The organism is Corynebacterium sp. HMSC14B06, from assembly GCF_001807075.1.
GTDB classification, from domain to species: Bacteria; Actinomycetota; Actinomycetes; order Mycobacteriales; family Mycobacteriaceae; genus Corynebacterium; species Corynebacterium jeikeium_D.
Genome location: NZ_KV787381.1, coordinates 1 through 14,867, shown reverse-complemented (window position 1 = coordinate 14,867; position 14,867 = coordinate 1). Strand labels below are relative to the sequence as shown.

Here is a 14,867-nt window from a genome sequence, read left to right as displayed (position 1 = left end):
GAGGGTCTGTTGGTTCTAGGCTGCTGCGGCCTCCTGGACTGTGGAGATGTCTCGGTAGAGCTCGCCGTTTCGCATCATGGCGAAGAGAACGTTGAGGCGCCGGCGTGCGAGTGCGACGACTGCGGCGTTGTGTCTTTTGCCTTCTTTGCGTTTTCGTTCATAGAATTGCCGGGAACGCTCGTGGAATCTGATCGATGCAAAAGACGATTGCCATAGGGCGTTCTTTAATTTTTTGTTGCCAGCCCGGTTAGGCGAATTCGACATGATAGACGTTCCTGACTGATTCGTCCGCGGTGATAGCCCTGCATAGGATGCTAGGTGCGCTGCATCGGGGAAGTCGGACATATCGCCAACAGTCATGAGGATCTGCGCTGCGCTACGCGGGCCGATACCAGGCATGGATAAAAGAATCTCGGTCTGCGGAATGTCCTGAATCAGCTTGAGTACCTGCGCTTCGATTTCTTTACGATGCTCGAGTTTGGTTAGTGCATCTGTGGCGGACATTGCTACGCCAAGTTCGGCGTATTCTGCGCCGGCAATGGATACGGTCTGTTCGTGGATGGCAGCAAGCATGGAGCCCGACCCCCGGAAAGTGGACACATCGGGGGCTAGCTATGCTGCTGTGGTCAGTATAGCCGAAGTCTCGGCTTCAAAGACATCAGGAGCTACGAGATTGCACCAGGAGTGCCGCCTGCGCGTGTTGTAGCGCATGCACCACCGGAAGACCTCTTGACGACAGCTAATTGGGTTGTCAAAGACTTTCCGATCACGCAGCACTTCCCGCTTTAAGGTGGCGTTAAAGGATTCTGCCAGGGCATTATCGGCACTCGTTCCAACCGCGCCCATGGACTGGCGCACACCTAACGACGAGCAGTAGTTCCTAAAGTCTTGTGAGGTGTACACGCTGCCGTGATCGGAATGGAAAATAGTCCCGTCAAGACTGCCGCGCACGCCGTGTGCGTGGGCTAGAGCATCGATAACTAGTGAGACCCGCATGTGGTCTGCGAGTGCATAACCTGCAAGTTTACGTGAATACGTGTCAATGACTGTGGCAAGGTACATGTTTTTGCCTCCCCTACACGGCAGGTAAGTAATGTCACCGACATACACACGATTTGGCTCGCCAGCTGTGAACTTGCGGCCTACTAGATCTGGCATGACACGGTGACCAGGCTTACGCCTGGTAGTAATGCATCGACGCCGTTTGCTAAAGCCTTTTAACCCCATGGATTTCATGATGCGTGCAACTTTCTTGTGATTGATCGGGGTATACGTCGTGTCCTCCTTGAGGCTTGCGGCGATGCGTTTAGCACCATAAAGCCCGTGCTCATCATCGAAGATGGTCTTGATTCTTGCACCAATAACGGCATCAGAATACATCTTTAACCTGCGTTTTTACGGGTGCTCACCCACTTGTAAAACGAGGAACGATTCAGCTTTAACACATCGCACATCCGCTTAACCGAGTACTCGGTTCGGTGGTCATCGACAAACTGGAAGCGGATCACCAGTGAGTCTCTTCGGCAAAATATTTCGCGGCCTTACGCAGGATGTCGCGTTCTTCGCGCAGCTTAGAGACTTCTTTTTCCAGCTGACGGATTCGCGCAGAATCATTCGCCGCTTGGGCTTGATCGTGCACGGCTTTAATGCGGGCACGTTTGCCAGTGCCGTACTTTTTGACCCAAGAATGTAGCGAGGCACGGTTGATACCGAGCTCAGCTGATGCTGAGTTCAGCGAGAGATCCTCGTTGTTCTCATAGAGGGCTACGGCATCGCGTTTGAACTGTTCGGAGTACCTGGACATGGTGGTAGATTACCTTTCTTCCCAGCTCGACTGGGCTGGATATCAGGTGTCCACCACATGGGGGTCAGGTCCTTGATCGCAAGAGTTTAGAAGGAAAAACCTTTGAACAACCACAAACAAGGGAACGCTCTCGTAATCACCGAGATTCGGGTATCATTACCATCTTGCAAGAACTCCTCGGGCCCAAGGAGATCAGCATCGACGATGACTTCTTCACCATCGGTGCCGACTCGCTCACGGCCGTGCGGCTTACTAACTCGATTCGTCGAGAAATGTCAGTAGAGATCTCCATACGTGACGTATTCAACCATCCAACGGTCCGAGAATTGTCCGACCTGATCGCCGACATCGTCGGCAGCGACGTAGAAGAAGGCGAAATTTAGAGTTCATGCCACACCTGTTTCACTCACCTGACAAGCCACTTGCCCCCAACCCAGTGCTACGCACAAGCAGCCTAATCTGAAAGGAAACATCATGCCCAGTACTCCCCACACCACCCCGAAAGATGCAAAAGCAGGACGGCTGAACATCACCGACCTGATGAACATCGGCATCTTCTTCGTCATCAACTTGGTAGCCGGCGTGGTCATCGCCTTCATCGGCATCACCCCCATCACCTACGTGATGATCACCAGCGTTCAGGCCCTCATCCTGGGCATCCCGATGATGCTGTTCTTGGCCAAGGTGCACAAGCCCGGCATGGTCTTCATATTCCTTCTTCTCAGCGGCCTCGCCAGCCTGCTGCTTGGTTTAGGCATATGGCCACTGCTGCTCAGCTTGGTCATGGCCGTGTTTGCCGAGTTAATCTTGCGCGCCGGCAAGTATACGAGCGCAATACACAGTGTGATCGCCTATGCCTTTATAGCAGTGTCACCCACCGCATCATATATTCCGCTTTTCTTCACCACTCGGCGCTACATAGAGAGCAGCGGCATGCAGACCAAATATGGTGCTAGTTTCGCGGATGGCCTCACCTCTATTGGCCAGATGACTTGGCTATTCCTCATCATTGTGATAGTAACCTTCGTCTGCGGGATCCTCGGCGGGATCCTCGGCCGGCGCATCTTCACCAAGCACTTCCAGCGAGCAGGAATCGCCTGATGTCGCCCACTTTGCCCGGATCAGGCACGCACACAGCGGGACTCCATCTGGACCCACGCACCACGGTGCTGGTCATCCTCGTGGTGTCCTCGGTGCTCATCTCACCGGCCGGGTCCAGTGGGGCGCTGGGCAGCACCGCCCGGTGGATGCTCATTGCCGTTCCCGGGGCACTTTTCCTCGCCTCCGGCATGGTGGCCGCTGCACTGCGATACGCACTCACCTTCGCGGTGCTCGCCGGCTTTCCTGCGGTGGTGGTACAGGCCCTGCCCGAGCGCCACATCATCGTGGACGTGTGCGCTACGTGGTTCGCAGGGCTTTCGCTCATCCTCCCTGGCATCACGTGCTGCTGGTACCTACTACGCACCGTCTCGGCCAGCGAATTCATGGCCGCGATGCAGCGCATGCGGAGCCCCGACGCCCTGACCATCCCCACGTCCATCATGTTCCGGTTCTTCCCGACGATTCTCGAGGAATACCGCGATATCCGCACCGCCATGCAGATGCGTGGCATCTCGGGCCTGCGCAACCCGATCGCTATGCTCGAATACCGCTTTGTGCCACTGTTGGCGTCCGTTGTGAGCATCGGCAACGAGCTGGCTATGTCTGCAGTGACCCGCGGATTGGGCTCGCCTCGCCGACGAACCACGCTGTGCGAGATAGGCTTCCGCGTAGGCGACGCAATAGTCATAAGCGTGCTCGTCGTGTCCCTGATCCTACTACTGGTAAATATAGTGATGCTGCCGTGATAAAGCTGCACGATGTGTCACTATCCTATGGTCAAAACACAGCGGAGCCGGTGCTGCACCACGTAAATCTCACCGTGGCGAAGGGCGAACTAGTTCTAGTGTGTGGCGAATCAGGCTGCGGTAAGTCCAGCCTGCTACGCCTGATAAACGGCGTGGCGCACACGTTCTGCGACGCCCAGATTTCGGGGGAGGTGCTGCTGGACGACGAAGACATCACTCATGCCCACCCACACGACATCGCCGAACGCGTAGGCTCAGTGTTCCAAAACCCCAAGTCGCAATTTTTCACGCTGGAAGTAGCCAGCGAACTCGCCTTTGGCTGCGAAAACCTCGGCGTGGCGCCCAACGAGATTCGACAGCGTGTTGGGGAACTTTCCGCAGATTTCGGCATGGTTCATCTCCTCGACCGGCACCTGTTCACACTTTCCGGCGGCCAGAAACAAAAAATAGCATGCGCTTCAGTGGCCGCGATGCACCCACAGGTACTACTACTAGACGAACCATCATCAAATCTCGACCTCGCCGCCGTCGATGAGCTGCGCCGCATCGTCGCGCAGTGGAAGACACAGGGCCGCACCGTCCTGATCGCTGAGCATCGGCTTTCCTACCTAGTTGACATCGTGGACCGAGTGCTGGTTATGCAGGACGGGCAGATCGCTCATGATCTCAGCGGCTCGGAGTTTCGCACCCTAGACAAGGCCGAACTGTACCGCATGGGCTTGCGCTCAGCGCAGCAGGTCCCCGAGGTGACCCGCGAGCCACGCCCTTCAAGTGGCACGATGGTGCTCAAAAAGCTACAGTTCACCTACCCCAAGGCTACAGAGCCATCCCTGAGCATCAGCCACACGGAGTTGCCGCAAGGACAAGTCATCGGCGTGGTAGGACGCAACGGGGCCGGAAAATCTACCTTTGTGCGCGTTCTGACTGGCCTGGAATCTAAGGCCACCGGCGTGGTGGACATCAATAACCGCTCGCTCTCGGGTCCCCGGCAGCGCCTGCGCCAGTCCTATTTAGTAATGCAGGACGTAAACCACCAGCTTTTCGGGGAGAGCGTGGAGTCCGACGTAATCATCGGCACCAGTGGACCGGATGGGAAAAACGAAGCGCGCCTTACCGAGGTGCTTGGTGCACTTGATCTCGCGGACAAGCGGGCCCGGCACCCGATGTCGCTTTCGGGCGGCGAACGCCAGCGCGTGGCCATCGCCTCAGCAGTCCTAAGTGAGCGCGAGGTAATCGTCTTCGATGAACCCACCAGCGGGCTGGACCTGTGCCGCATGCACCGGGTGGCCCACCTGCTAGACGCCCTAGCCCGGCAGGGCAAGACCGTTTTGGTAGTAACCCATGACATGGAGCTGGTGGCGCGGTGCTGCGATCTTCTCCTGCGCGTGGAAAAAGGCCGCCTTACCGCCTGCGAACCGTGCGATGATCTCGCACTGGCGCGCACGGTGCGGTATCTACGCGGCCGCGACAGCTAGTCCCTACAGCTTCCAGCTGGTGGCGTCGCTCTTTTCACCCCAGAAGCTGCGGTAGCGTGGGGAACTCTCCATGAGTTCCTCGTGGTTGCCGATAGACTCCACGGTGCCGGAGGGACTCATCATCACAATCTGGTCCGCGTCGCGGATGGTGTGCAGCCGGTGCGCAATGACGACGATGGTGCGCTCGGCAGAAAGCGTTTTCATACCGCGCATCACAAGGTGCTCATTCTGCACGTCTAGAGAGCTAGTCGCCTCATCAAGCAGCACGATCCGCGCGTCCTTCAGTAGCGCACGAGCGATGGAGACACGCTGACGCTCACCACCGGAGAGATTCTGCCCGCCCTCGCTAATCAGGGTGTCAAACCCCTGCGGCAGCTGCCGGGCAATCTCGGTGACACCGGCCAACTCCGCTGCGCGGAGCACCTCCTCCCGCGTTGCATTGTGGCAGCCCAGGCGGATGTTTTCATACAGTGTGTCCTCGAAGAGGTACACGTATTGGAACACCATAGCCAGCGAATCCAACACCGCCCGGGAGCCAAGATCGCGAATATCCACACTACCGATACGGATGGTCCCCTGGTCAACGTCATAGAAGCGTGCCGCAAGTTTTAGCAAGGTGCTCTTGCCGCAGCCGCTGGGACCCACCAACGCAGTAGTAGTTCCGGGCGCCACGCGGAAACTCACGTCGCGGACCACTGGGGTGTTGGGTTCGTAGCCAAAGCCCACCCCATCGAACTCGATGCCATAGTCGCGTGGCGCCGCCGGAACCGCAGGCTCCGGCAACACCCGCGCATCGAGGATCTTTTGGATCTCATCTAAGGTATTGCGCGCGGATTCCAAGCCCTCGCCGTAGGGTATGCCCGACATAGCAACGCGAGCCAGGATGAACACCAACACAATGACGCCAATGTAGGTGCCTGCTTCTAGCCAGTGGTTGAGAAGTAGCACGGTGGCCAGGGCATCAATGACCACGGTACCGACCATGATGATTAAAGCCAGACGACCCATGATCATCTCACCTGTCTTCTGGGTGTGCTGCTGGGCGCTAAGCTGCTCTCGAATCGAGGCGCGCACGGCGCGCTCCCCCAGCGAATCCGGCCCAGCCATGCGCAGCACCGGCTGCACCTGGGCGAACTCCAGCACCTCCGCGGCGCCGTGCTCGTTGCGCTCGCCCTTCTGGCGCTCTGCCACGCGGTACTGCCGCATTAGGCGGTTATAGGCGAACCACACCACGGCAGCCACTGCAACGGTAACCAGCCCCAGCCGCCAGTCCACGGCGATGAGAAACACGCAAGCCAAACCGGCCGAGGCAGCACCGTGCAGCATGGGCCGCAGCATCATTGCCGGCGCGTTAGCGGCAAACAGCGCACCGCTGGTGGCTACAACACCGATCTGGCCGGCGCGATCTTCTTCAAAATAGCCCAGGGGTAGCTGTGCCGTGCGATCGGCGATAAGCCGGTGGATGCGCAGCACGTAATCATGCCCCAGGTCCTGGGCAATAACCTCAGTGGGCCAGTCTGCGGCGGCGTAGACGAGGACGGAGATAATGATCCAGGGCAACCATGCTGCGGCCTGCGCGGGATCTTCGCTAAACAGCGTGTCCAAAAACAGTGCAATGAGGATAAGGCCAATGGCCAACGCCACCGCGGAAATCCCAATTAGCGTAAGGACCAGCACCAGACGGCGACGATCAGCCGGACTGCCCAGTGAATAGAGCGTGCGGATCATTATTTTTCCTCCCCTTGGATGCCCGCCTGCGCGGTTTGGTAGCGTGCCCACATCGTGGCGTAGCCCTTGCCTGCCGCCACTAACTCTTCGTGAGTGCCTGCTTCGGTGACCTCACCGTTTTCCAGCATGAGGATCCGGTCAGCGCCGGTGATCGTGTGGAGCCGGTGTGCGATAACTACTAGCGTGCGCCCGGCCACCAGCTCGGTAATGGCCCGCTGGATCGCGGCCTCGGAGTCCGGATCCGCAAAAGCGGTGGCCTCATCCAACACGAGGATCGGCGCGTCGAGCAAGATGGACCGGGCAATAGCCAGCCGCTGCTGCTCGCCACCGGAAAGTTGCGCGTCCTCTCCCACCACCGAGTCGTAGCCGCGCGGCAGATGGGTAATGCGCTCATGAATCTGGGCGGCGCGGGCGGCGCGAACCACGTCTGCGTCGGTGGCCTCCGGGTGAGCGAGGCGAATGTTATCCCGCACGCTCATCCGCATAAGGTAAGGGTCCTGGAAGACGAACCCTACCCTACGGTAGAGCTGGTCAGATCGGAGATCAGTACTAGGGACGCCACCAATGCGCACCGACCCCTCCGTGGGGTCTAATAGCCGGGGGATGAGCGCGGCTAACGTGGACTTCCCCGAGCCGGAAGGTCCCACCACCGCAGTGATGCTGCCGGCGGTAAGTTTTTGGTTAATGCCGGAAAGCACCGGGGTGTCCGGCACGTAGGAGAAGCTTAAATCTTTCAACTCAATTCCGGCGTTTGCAGGCTCCCTGCCGCCAGCAGCGGGCGGCAATACCGGGATGTTGAAGAACTCGGTGAGATCCGCCGCGGCAGCCTTCGCCTCCGAAAACATGATGTTAGTGCGCGAAAGCATAAGCAGAGGCGCGGCGATGTTGTTGATGAACAAAAACGCTGCCAGCACATCGGCCACTGGTACGCCCGCAGACGTGATGAGCCACGGGCTGGCCGCGGCTACCACCAGCAGGCCAAACCCGGTGGAGGTGAAGATCTTCATCAAAGCGGTGGGGTGTACGGTGGCGTGCAACCACTCGCGATAGAACCCACCAAAACTCCGGGAACGACTAAGGAAAATGCTCTCGTCGTAGCCTTCCGGAACAAACACCTTGATAACCGGGATGCCGCGCACCAACTCTACGACGGCGGCGTCTAGCTGCTTCTGGCTGGACTTAAATCTCTCCGCCTTTTCCTGAAACTCGCGCATCATAAACGGCATGGTGGCCACTGCCAACAGCAGTGGTACCAGGCCCAGCAGGCCTATCCGCCAGTCCACCACGAACATGTATCCCAGGCTCAATAGCGGTACGAGTACACCGGCCGAATAATCGTGCGGCGCGTGGGCGATGAGCTGGTGGATCTTGGTGACGTCGTCTTCGATGTAGGTTTTCACAGTCCCCGAAGGTGTCCGCGTAAACCAAGACAGCGGGAGCCTACCCAGCTTGGTAATCTGCTGCTGGCGTAAGTGCTCGCCCAAAAGGCCGTCGGCCTGGTGGCTTACCTGGAGGCTCTTCACGGTTGCCTGTCCATGTAGGACGGTGGCCACCATGAGCGCCGCGACTAGCAGCCACAGCTTTGACGCATCTATCGGCTCTCCCTGGAAGGACAGCATTACGGTGCGCACCATCTCAACCAGCACGATTACCGGCACCAGCGACAAAACCGCCGCCAGCACCGCCAATAGCAGCGACACCGTGATCTGCCGGTGGGCAGGTTGAGATATTTGCCTAAATGTAATGGGTGGTTTTTGTTCGGTCATCGGGGCCTCTTTACTTAACAGTCACAATCACGCATTGTTCCGCGCTAACCAGGCAGTGTTCCCAGTAATTCCCGCTAGAAAACCGGCAAGCAGGTCGAGGAACTCGGTTCCAGTATCGAGCGGGAAGAAATGCCCACCCGGCAGGACCTTCAGTTCAAAACTACCGCTGGTAAAATTTTCCCACCGGGAAAGCATCTCTGGGCTGACAGCTGGGTCGCTATCCCCCGCCAATGCCAGCACAGGAGAGCGAAGCACCGTGGTTGCATGGTGAAAGCCCTCGTGTAACACATAGTCGCGACGAATGTCAGCGAGCAGCAGCTTCATCACATCATCATTGGCAAGGATCTCAGGTGGTGTGCCACCTACCTTCTCAAACTCCCTGCGCAGCGCACCGAACCCCATTGACGAGTGGTATTCCCCAGGCACGGTTTCTCCGGGCGCCTGCCGTGCGGCCACCACCACGGCTTCCGGTATAGTGGGCCGATGCATCTGCTGCAGGCAGGCAGCAACCTGGTAGGCCAGCGCTGCCCCCATGGAGTGGCCGTACAACGCAATCGGCGCGCCCGCCGCCAGATCTACTATCTCGGTTGCGCACATATCGGCGAGCTTGTCAAAGTCGCTTACCCATTTCTCTCGGCGACGGGTTGCCTTTCCGGGAAGCTCCACCGGCACCACGTCAATGCTTGGGTTGACCCCCACCCATCCACGATAGACGGAAGCGCTGCCTCCTGCGTGATGGAAGCAAAACAAGAGGGTTCCAGTGCGATGTCCGGCCACAAACGGAAAGACTCCCTCGCAGCTGATTTCTGTCATTTTTCGCCTTTCGCTAGGTCGGACTGATTAAGCACGATTTCTACTGCTGCGACGGTACCCGGGTCTGTGGCAAGCAACTCGGGCATCCTGCGGGCTGCGGAGTCGTATGCTCCACTTACCAAATCGGCAATTCCGGCGGCCAGGGACTGGGCACTCAGTTCGCCTCGCTGGGCGTCAATATAGTTCGGCCCGGCACCGTTTCGACAAACTGCGTTGGCATGGAAGTGTTGGTCACCACCGAATGCAACCGCAAGGCACGGCTTGCCGGCGCGCAGGATCGCCCCGGTGGTGCCCAGTGAGCCGTGGCAGATGCCTGCACGGCACCACGGAAGCACAGTCGCGAACGGGACCCGGGCGACGGTGAGGATTCCTTCTCTCACACCAGGCTCATGATCGGGATCGACGATTATCGCCCGCAGACCATGCTCGATGCACGCGTCTCGAGTCCATCGTTGAAGGTCATAAACGCGATCTGAGACCATACTCCCAAAGCTTGCCAGAACCGGGGCCGAGCCGGCAGCCACAAACTCCTCGACTGCTGGGTCTAGGGCGAGTTCACTGTGGTGCGGGTCAAGCCACTCGCCAGTGACGTGAATGTGGTTTTTCCATTCCGGCGCCGGCGGACTCAACGCGGGACTGAATTGGTAGATCGTGGTTGGTGGAGAGGAGAGCGCTCGCTGACGCAGCCCCAACCTACGGCGCCATGCCGCTATCACTGGGCGCATCGCCCAAGCCATCAGAGTATTGGACATCCAGTGGGTGACCAGAGCTCCGACAGAGCCGTCCAGTTTTCGCGGATCCACGAGGCTGTAACGGAGGCAGGGTTCGGTAGGGAAAACCTGCACCCGAACGCTGGGGACTCCGCGTGCAGCCCCTAACAACCGAGCAACTTCACTGAATTGGGTGTACATGACCACGTCAACGCCATCCATGGCATGCTCTAACACATCGAAAACGTGGGCGTCAGATATCATCTCACGGATACCTAAGACAGTGTCCATCATGCCTTTACTATCGCCCAAAAGGCGCTTCATTAACGCCCGGTAATCACCGGGTAACTCGATGTAGTCCACCCCGTTCGCACGAAAACTCCCGCCGAATTCGCTAAACCCAGCCAAAACAAACTGGTGGCCACGATCTCGAAGTGCGACACCAAGGTGCGCAAATGGCAGCATATCACCCTCAGAACCCAGGACGACCGCGAGAACTTTCACAGCCGTCTCAATCCGTAATCCAACTAGGCCACTCAGGAACCCAAGACTCCCCCATGAGCTTATCTTCCGGGCCAATATCACGAATGACTCGGCACGGATTACCGGCTGCGAGTACCATGGGCGGAATATCTCTTGTCACAACACTGCCAGCACCAATTACTGCACCATGCCCAATCGTGACACCCGCAGTTACCGTGCAATTGCCACCAAGCCACACATGGTCTTGTATGGTGATCGCACCCCCGGTACACACCATGTATTGCCGCTCTACGGGGTCTAAGGCGTGATTGCCAGCAAAGAAGGAACACCATGGACCAGCCATGACCTCATTGCCAAATGTCACCGGGGTCATATCAAGTACCGTCGTTCCTCGATTGAAGGTCACGCCATCTCCGCCCTTGATTTTCGAGCCATATTGGACATGAAATGGCAGGAAAACCATTAAGCGCTCCCCCAGTTCACCAAGCAGGTCTGCCATCACTGCCTGCTTCTCCGCTGTTTGAAGTGGACGAAGCTGGTTGAGATCGTGACACTTCTCCGCCGCCTCCATCATCTCGTAATAGAGATCCGGGTCCTCAATAGGGCGGAAGGGCTGACCGCAGAGAATCTTATCTTCGATTTGCTCTCGAGAATCCATGGATACTCCTTTGTGCTTGAGAGGCGCGAGCCACAATACGAATTACGGTCAGCCACGCGGTTTGACCCTGACTAGTCGGAATACCCAGATTCTTAGCTCAAACTTGGTAGCTTACAGGCCTTCGACTTAATTGTCAGGCATGCCATGCCTAATTATGGTATGCTCAACTTTGCAGCAACCTGCAGCGTCGCCGCCGATCAGCCGACCTGTGCAGCCCTCTCCTGCGGGGCGCTGTGCACGACCCGGTGCCGCTAGACATACATCATTTTCTAAGGATTAGTTGGCACTACCCCAGGCGCTTGCTCCGTGGACCACAATCCATCGTTCGCGGGCAATAATCGGTTTTCCTTCTGCGGTAGGAGAATCGGTGCGCCGTCTAATAGACCGTTGACGTATATCCAGGGATGAATCATGAAAGAAAACCCCACCACGGCAACCGCTAGCGGTGACCCCAGCGCCACCGCAGTCCCCTCAACCAGCGCCCACGCAAAAGGCCGCGACCTGGTGCTTGATGTCCAAGATCTGCGATGTAGCCTGGGAAAAGTCAAGAAGCGAACGGAAATCCTGCGCGGTGTGACCCTCGCCATTCCGCGCGGGGGCATCCTCGCCGTCCTAGGCGCCAATGGTGCCGGCAAGACAACCTTGGTCAATGTCCTTTCCACGCTGCTGCCCGCCACGGGCGGAACCGCCATCATCGATGGCCACAACTTAGCCACGGATCCTTCCAAGGTGCGCGCTTCCATCGCGCTGACCGGGCAATACGCCGCAGTGGATGAGGAGCTTACCGGCAAGGAAAACCTCATCTTCTTTGGCCGCCTGGCAGGGCTTAAAGCTAGCGATGCGAAGGCCCGCGCCGCGGAACTTCTTGAGCGCTTCGATCTGGTTGGCGCCGCCGACCGCCTGGTTTCGGCATACTCGGGCGGCATGCGCCGGCGGTTAGATATCGCCGCCTCCCTCACTGTCCCGCCCGCGCTGCTGTTCCTCGACGAGCCGACCACGGGCCTCGACCCCGCCGCGCGCAGCTCCGTGTGGGATACCGTCCGCGGGCTGGCGGCCGACGGCACCTCGATCCTGCTTACTACCCAATACCTGGAAGAAGCTGACCAGCTCGCAGACCGCGTCGCCGTGCTCGCCGGAGGCAAGGTGCTCGACGAAGGCACCCCCGCCGAGCTCAAGGACCGCTATGGCACCACGGTGTGCCTCATCACGATGTCTAGCCCGGACGATGCCGCACGCCTCACCCACACCTTGCAAGAACACCGCATCGACTGCCGCCAAGAGGACACCGTATTGCGCGTCGATGCGCCCGATGGCCACCGCACCCTAGTCCGGGCGCTGGCCTTGTGGGATGGCGACGACACCTCGGTCGCGGACGTCTCCTTGGTTCCGCCCTCCTTGGACGATGTCTACTTCGCTATCGCCGGGTCCGGCGACATCGCGCAGCAGGCTCCCCACACCGGTGGAGGCTCCCAGTGAACGCGCTCGGAGCAGTCGCTGCCTCGTGGCACCGCAATGTCCTGCGCACCGTCCGCAACAAGGCCGTAATGGTTTCCGCCGTGGCAATACCCAGCCTGTTCATGGTCATCTTTTACGCCACCTTCGCCAAGGCTTCGACGGAACTCGGCATCGATTACGCCGCCTTCCTCCTGCCCGCCGGCGTTATTCAGGCGATTGTGTTCGCCGCCGGGGGCTCCTCCTTGGCGATTACGCGTGACGCCGAAAACGGCATCCACGACCGCATCCGCGCCACCGGGACGCCCGCCTGGGCCACGGTCGTCGGCCGGCTGCTGGCAGATCTCACCCGCGCCGCGTGGTCGTGCAGCATCGTCGTCCTCACCACGATCCTGCTCGGTGCCCGCTACGCTGCCGGACCGGGTCGTATTATCCTTACCATCGCCCTTTTCGCCGCCCTCACCATCATCCTCTCCGCGTTTATCGATGGCTCCTGCCTGTTGGCCCCCAAGCCCACCTCGGCGTCCTTGCTCTTCCAAAACCTCGTGCTGGTCATGGTGATGTTCTCCACCGCATTCGTGCCTGCGGATGCGCTGCCCGGCGGCATTGGCCCCATCATCCGGCACGTACCGCTATCTCCCATCTTGGACACCGCCCGCAACCTACTAGGTGGCGCTGCCCTGGGGGCGCGCGGAGTCGAAGCACTGTGCTGGCTCATCGCCATGACCGTCGTTGGCGTATGGGGCTTTATCACCGCTTTCCAGGGGAGGAAACATGACTAACCACACCACCGCCACCGTGTCGCACGACACCACCTGGCTGTCCACTGTCGCCACGCATTTTGGAAGGCACCTGCGCGCCGCCCGCCGCGATAGCGCGGTAATTACCAATACCGTGGCTGGTCCCGTTTTGATGTTCCTGGTCATGCGGTGGCTGTTTGGCGACCTCATGGCGGCCTCGCAAGGCTCTGCCACGCTCGACGCGTTACCGCTTACCATCGCGCTCATCCTTTCCAGCGAACTGATGAATGGCACCTCCGCCGCCGCGCAGATAATTAAGGAACGCCAACGCGGTATCACCACCCGCATCGCGACCACGCGCTACGGCACCAGCCCGGAGATCTTCGGCCGCTGGTGTTTCGATTCCTTACGCAGCCTTATCTCCGGCTGCGCGGTGCTGCTGGCTTCCGTGGCTTCTGGCCTGCGTATTCACACGCTGGCCGGGTTTGGCTGGGTGCTGTTAGTCATCATCTTCGGCGCGGTGGTGGCCGCCTCGCTATCGGCCATGGTGGGCGCGATGTGCGCCACCCCGGAGGCCGCCATTGGCCCGGCCCCCATCATCATGGCGGCCATGGCACTTAACGGCGGCCTCGTGCCCGTGGAGCAATTCGCTGGTGTGGTTCAACCCATCGCCCGGTGGAATCCGCTTACCTTCGCCGCCCGCGCCGGCGCCGCCATCGACGGCACGCCAAGCGCCGAAATCCTTGCCACCGGCCAGCCCGGCACCGCAGTCTGGGCTTTCGTGGCCTGGATGGTAGCACTCACCGTAGTGCTGCTAGCCGCCGCAGCTGCGTTCCGCCGCCCCACCATGTCGTAAATAGCGCCGGTTAGCGCGACAGTGCTACTTGTCGCGCGGCGGCGTCCCCAGCGGCGCGGTAGCGCTACTTGCCGCGCAGGGCGCGCCGCCGCGATAAAGAGCTGCGAATCTTTACCCGCGGCCGCGCTAAGGCGGGTAGTGTCGCCGCCGGTTACCGGCAACCAGGCGGCCTCGCCCGGGGCTAGCTCCAGGTCGTTTACCGTGACCACACCAGAAGTAGCCAGGGCGATGGCCGGTCCGGGAAGCTGCGTGGAAACCGTGGTGCCGGCGGGCAAATCGTAGCGGGTCACCGCAAACTCCTGCACCGGCAGCGGGTACTCTACTACCGTCGCGGTGTTGGGCGCGGCATCGGCAACAGCGGCGCTCTCCGCGCCTGCACCATCGCCCAGGGAGGTGTTCCTATATAGTTTGTCAATTCCGTGGGTGAGTTTGTTGGGGGGGGGTGTGAAGGGTTTCTGCTTTTCCTTGTGGATGTTGTTTTCGGGCACGGTGAGGAGCCGATTGGGCTTGCTGTGCAATCGGCTTGAGGTGAGGG

At 59.5% G+C, this 14,867-nt stretch carries 12 protein-coding genes and 2 pseudogenes; 7 read left to right on the top strand and 7 right to left on the bottom strand.

Annotation, left to right across the window (positions count from 1 at the left end; translation table 11 throughout):
- Positions 1 to 15 precede the first annotated feature (15 nt).
- Positions 16 to 576, bottom strand: a pseudogene (locus HMPREF3130_RS07215) (transposase); the annotation flags it as partial.
- Positions 577 to 612: 36 nt separating this feature from the next.
- A pseudogene (locus HMPREF3130_RS07210) lies at positions 613 to 1,804 on the bottom strand (IS3 family transposase).
- 164 nt (positions 1,805 to 1,968) lie between these two features.
- Between HMPREF3130_RS07210 and HMPREF3130_RS11105 the strand changes: the two are divergent.
- The 4 genes from HMPREF3130_RS11105 to HMPREF3130_RS07185 all read left to right on the top strand — a co-directional run bounded on the left by HMPREF3130_RS11105 (position 1,969) and on the right by HMPREF3130_RS07185 (position 5,126).
- Positions 1,969 to 2,187 (top strand): acyl carrier protein, encoded by a 219-nt coding sequence (locus HMPREF3130_RS11105; RefSeq protein ID WP_070429649.1) that lies wholly within the window; start codon positions 1,969 to 1,971, stop codon positions 2,185 to 2,187.
- Positions 2,188 to 2,278: 91 nt separating this feature from the next.
- Entirely contained in the window at positions 2,279 to 2,905 is a 627-nt protein-coding gene (locus HMPREF3130_RS07195; RefSeq protein ID WP_014307391.1) for an MptD family putative ECF transporter S component, read from the top strand.
- A gap of 11 nt (positions 2,906 to 2,916) precedes the next feature.
- Positions 2,917 to 3,651, top strand: a complete 735-nt coding sequence (locus HMPREF3130_RS07190; protein ID WP_246815128.1) for an energy-coupling factor transporter transmembrane component T — start codon at positions 2,917 to 2,919, stop codon at positions 3,649 to 3,651.
- 14 nt (positions 3,652 to 3,665) lie between these two features.
- Complete coding sequence (locus tag HMPREF3130_RS07185; protein ID WP_246815127.1) at positions 3,666 to 5,126, top strand: ABC transporter ATP-binding protein; 1,461 nt, start codon at positions 3,666 to 3,668, stop codon at positions 5,124 to 5,126.
- Between the two features lie 3 nt (positions 5,127 to 5,129).
- Here the strand turns inward: HMPREF3130_RS07185 and HMPREF3130_RS07180 are convergent, their stop codons facing one another.
- The 5 genes from HMPREF3130_RS07180 to HMPREF3130_RS07160 form a co-directional block, all read right to left on the bottom strand.
- The gene (locus tag HMPREF3130_RS07180) at positions 5,130 to 6,854 is read right to left on the bottom strand and encodes an ABC transporter ATP-binding protein (RefSeq protein WP_070429647.1); all 1,725 of its coding nucleotides are present in this window, start codon (positions 6,852 to 6,854) and stop codon (positions 5,130 to 5,132) included.
- Positions 6,854 to 8,554 (bottom strand): ABC transporter ATP-binding protein, encoded by a 1,701-nt coding sequence (locus HMPREF3130_RS07175; RefSeq protein WP_246815126.1) that lies wholly within the window; start codon positions 8,552 to 8,554, stop codon positions 6,854 to 6,856. Before HMPREF3130_RS07175 ends, HMPREF3130_RS07180 begins: the two co-directional genes overlap by 1 nt.
- Positions 8,555 to 8,647: 93 nt before the next feature.
- Positions 8,648 to 9,433, bottom strand: coding sequence for a thioesterase II family protein (locus tag HMPREF3130_RS07170; RefSeq protein ID WP_023018093.1), 786 nt, complete (start codon positions 9,431 to 9,433; stop codon positions 8,648 to 8,650).
- On the bottom strand, positions 9,430 to 10,437 hold the full coding sequence (locus HMPREF3130_RS07165) for a glycosyltransferase (protein WP_224784049.1): 1,008 nt from the start codon (positions 10,435 to 10,437) through the stop codon (positions 9,430 to 9,432). The genes HMPREF3130_RS07170 and HMPREF3130_RS07165 overlap by 4 nt, the downstream gene beginning before the upstream one ends.
- Positions 10,438 to 10,654: 217 nt before the next feature.
- Positions 10,655 to 11,284: a sugar O-acetyltransferase gene (locus tag HMPREF3130_RS07160; RefSeq protein ID WP_070429645.1), complete on the bottom strand. Its 630-nt coding sequence runs from the start codon at positions 11,282 to 11,284 to the stop codon at positions 10,655 to 10,657.
- A gap of 411 nt (positions 11,285 to 11,695) precedes the next feature.
- Between HMPREF3130_RS07160 and HMPREF3130_RS07155 the strand changes: the two genes are divergently transcribed.
- The 3 genes from HMPREF3130_RS07155 to HMPREF3130_RS07145 are packed head-to-tail and all read left to right on the top strand — an operon-like array spanning position 11,696 to position 14,332.
- Positions 11,696 to 12,760, top strand: a complete 1,065-nt coding sequence (locus tag HMPREF3130_RS07155; RefSeq protein WP_014303358.1) for an ATP-binding cassette domain-containing protein — start codon at positions 11,696 to 11,698, stop codon at positions 12,758 to 12,760.
- Positions 12,757 to 13,518: an ABC transporter permease gene (locus HMPREF3130_RS07150; RefSeq protein WP_014303357.1), complete on the top strand. Its 762-nt coding sequence runs from the start codon at positions 12,757 to 12,759 to the stop codon at positions 13,516 to 13,518. Before HMPREF3130_RS07155 ends, HMPREF3130_RS07150 begins: the two co-directional genes overlap by 4 nt.
- The gene (locus HMPREF3130_RS07145; protein ID WP_014303356.1) at positions 13,511 to 14,332 is read left to right on the top strand and encodes an ABC transporter permease; all 822 of its coding nucleotides are present in this window, start codon (positions 13,511 to 13,513) and stop codon (positions 14,330 to 14,332) included. Before HMPREF3130_RS07150 ends, HMPREF3130_RS07145 begins: the two co-directional genes overlap by 8 nt.
- The last annotated feature ends 535 nt before the right edge of the window (positions 14,333 to 14,867 follow it).

Excerpts from the sequence above, each read along its gene's own strand:
- HMPREF3130_RS07195 (WP_014307391.1), top strand. The coding sequence starts at position 2,279 with ATGCCCAGTACTCCCCACACCACCCCGAAAGATGCAAAAGCAGGACGG.
- HMPREF3130_RS07180 (WP_070429647.1), bottom strand. The coding sequence starts at position 6,854 with ATGATCCGCACGCTCTATTCACTGGGCAGTCCGGCTGATCGTCGCCGT.
- HMPREF3130_RS07170 (WP_023018093.1), bottom strand. The coding sequence starts at position 9,433 with ATGACAGAAATCAGCTGCGAGGGAGTCTTTCCGTTTGTGGCCGGACAT.
- HMPREF3130_RS07165 (WP_224784049.1), bottom strand. The coding sequence starts at position 10,437 with ATGATGGACACTGTCTTAGGTATCCGTGAGATGATATCTGACGCCCAC.
- HMPREF3130_RS07160 (WP_070429645.1), bottom strand. The coding sequence starts at position 11,284 with ATGGATTCTCGAGAGCAAATCGAAGATAAGATTCTCTGCGGTCAGCCC.
- HMPREF3130_RS07155 (WP_014303358.1), top strand. The coding sequence starts at position 11,696 with ATGAAAGAAAACCCCACCACGGCAACCGCTAGCGGTGACCCCAGCGCC.
- HMPREF3130_RS07145 (WP_014303356.1), top strand. The coding sequence starts at position 13,511 with ATGACTAACCACACCACCGCCACCGTGTCGCACGACACCACCTGGCTG.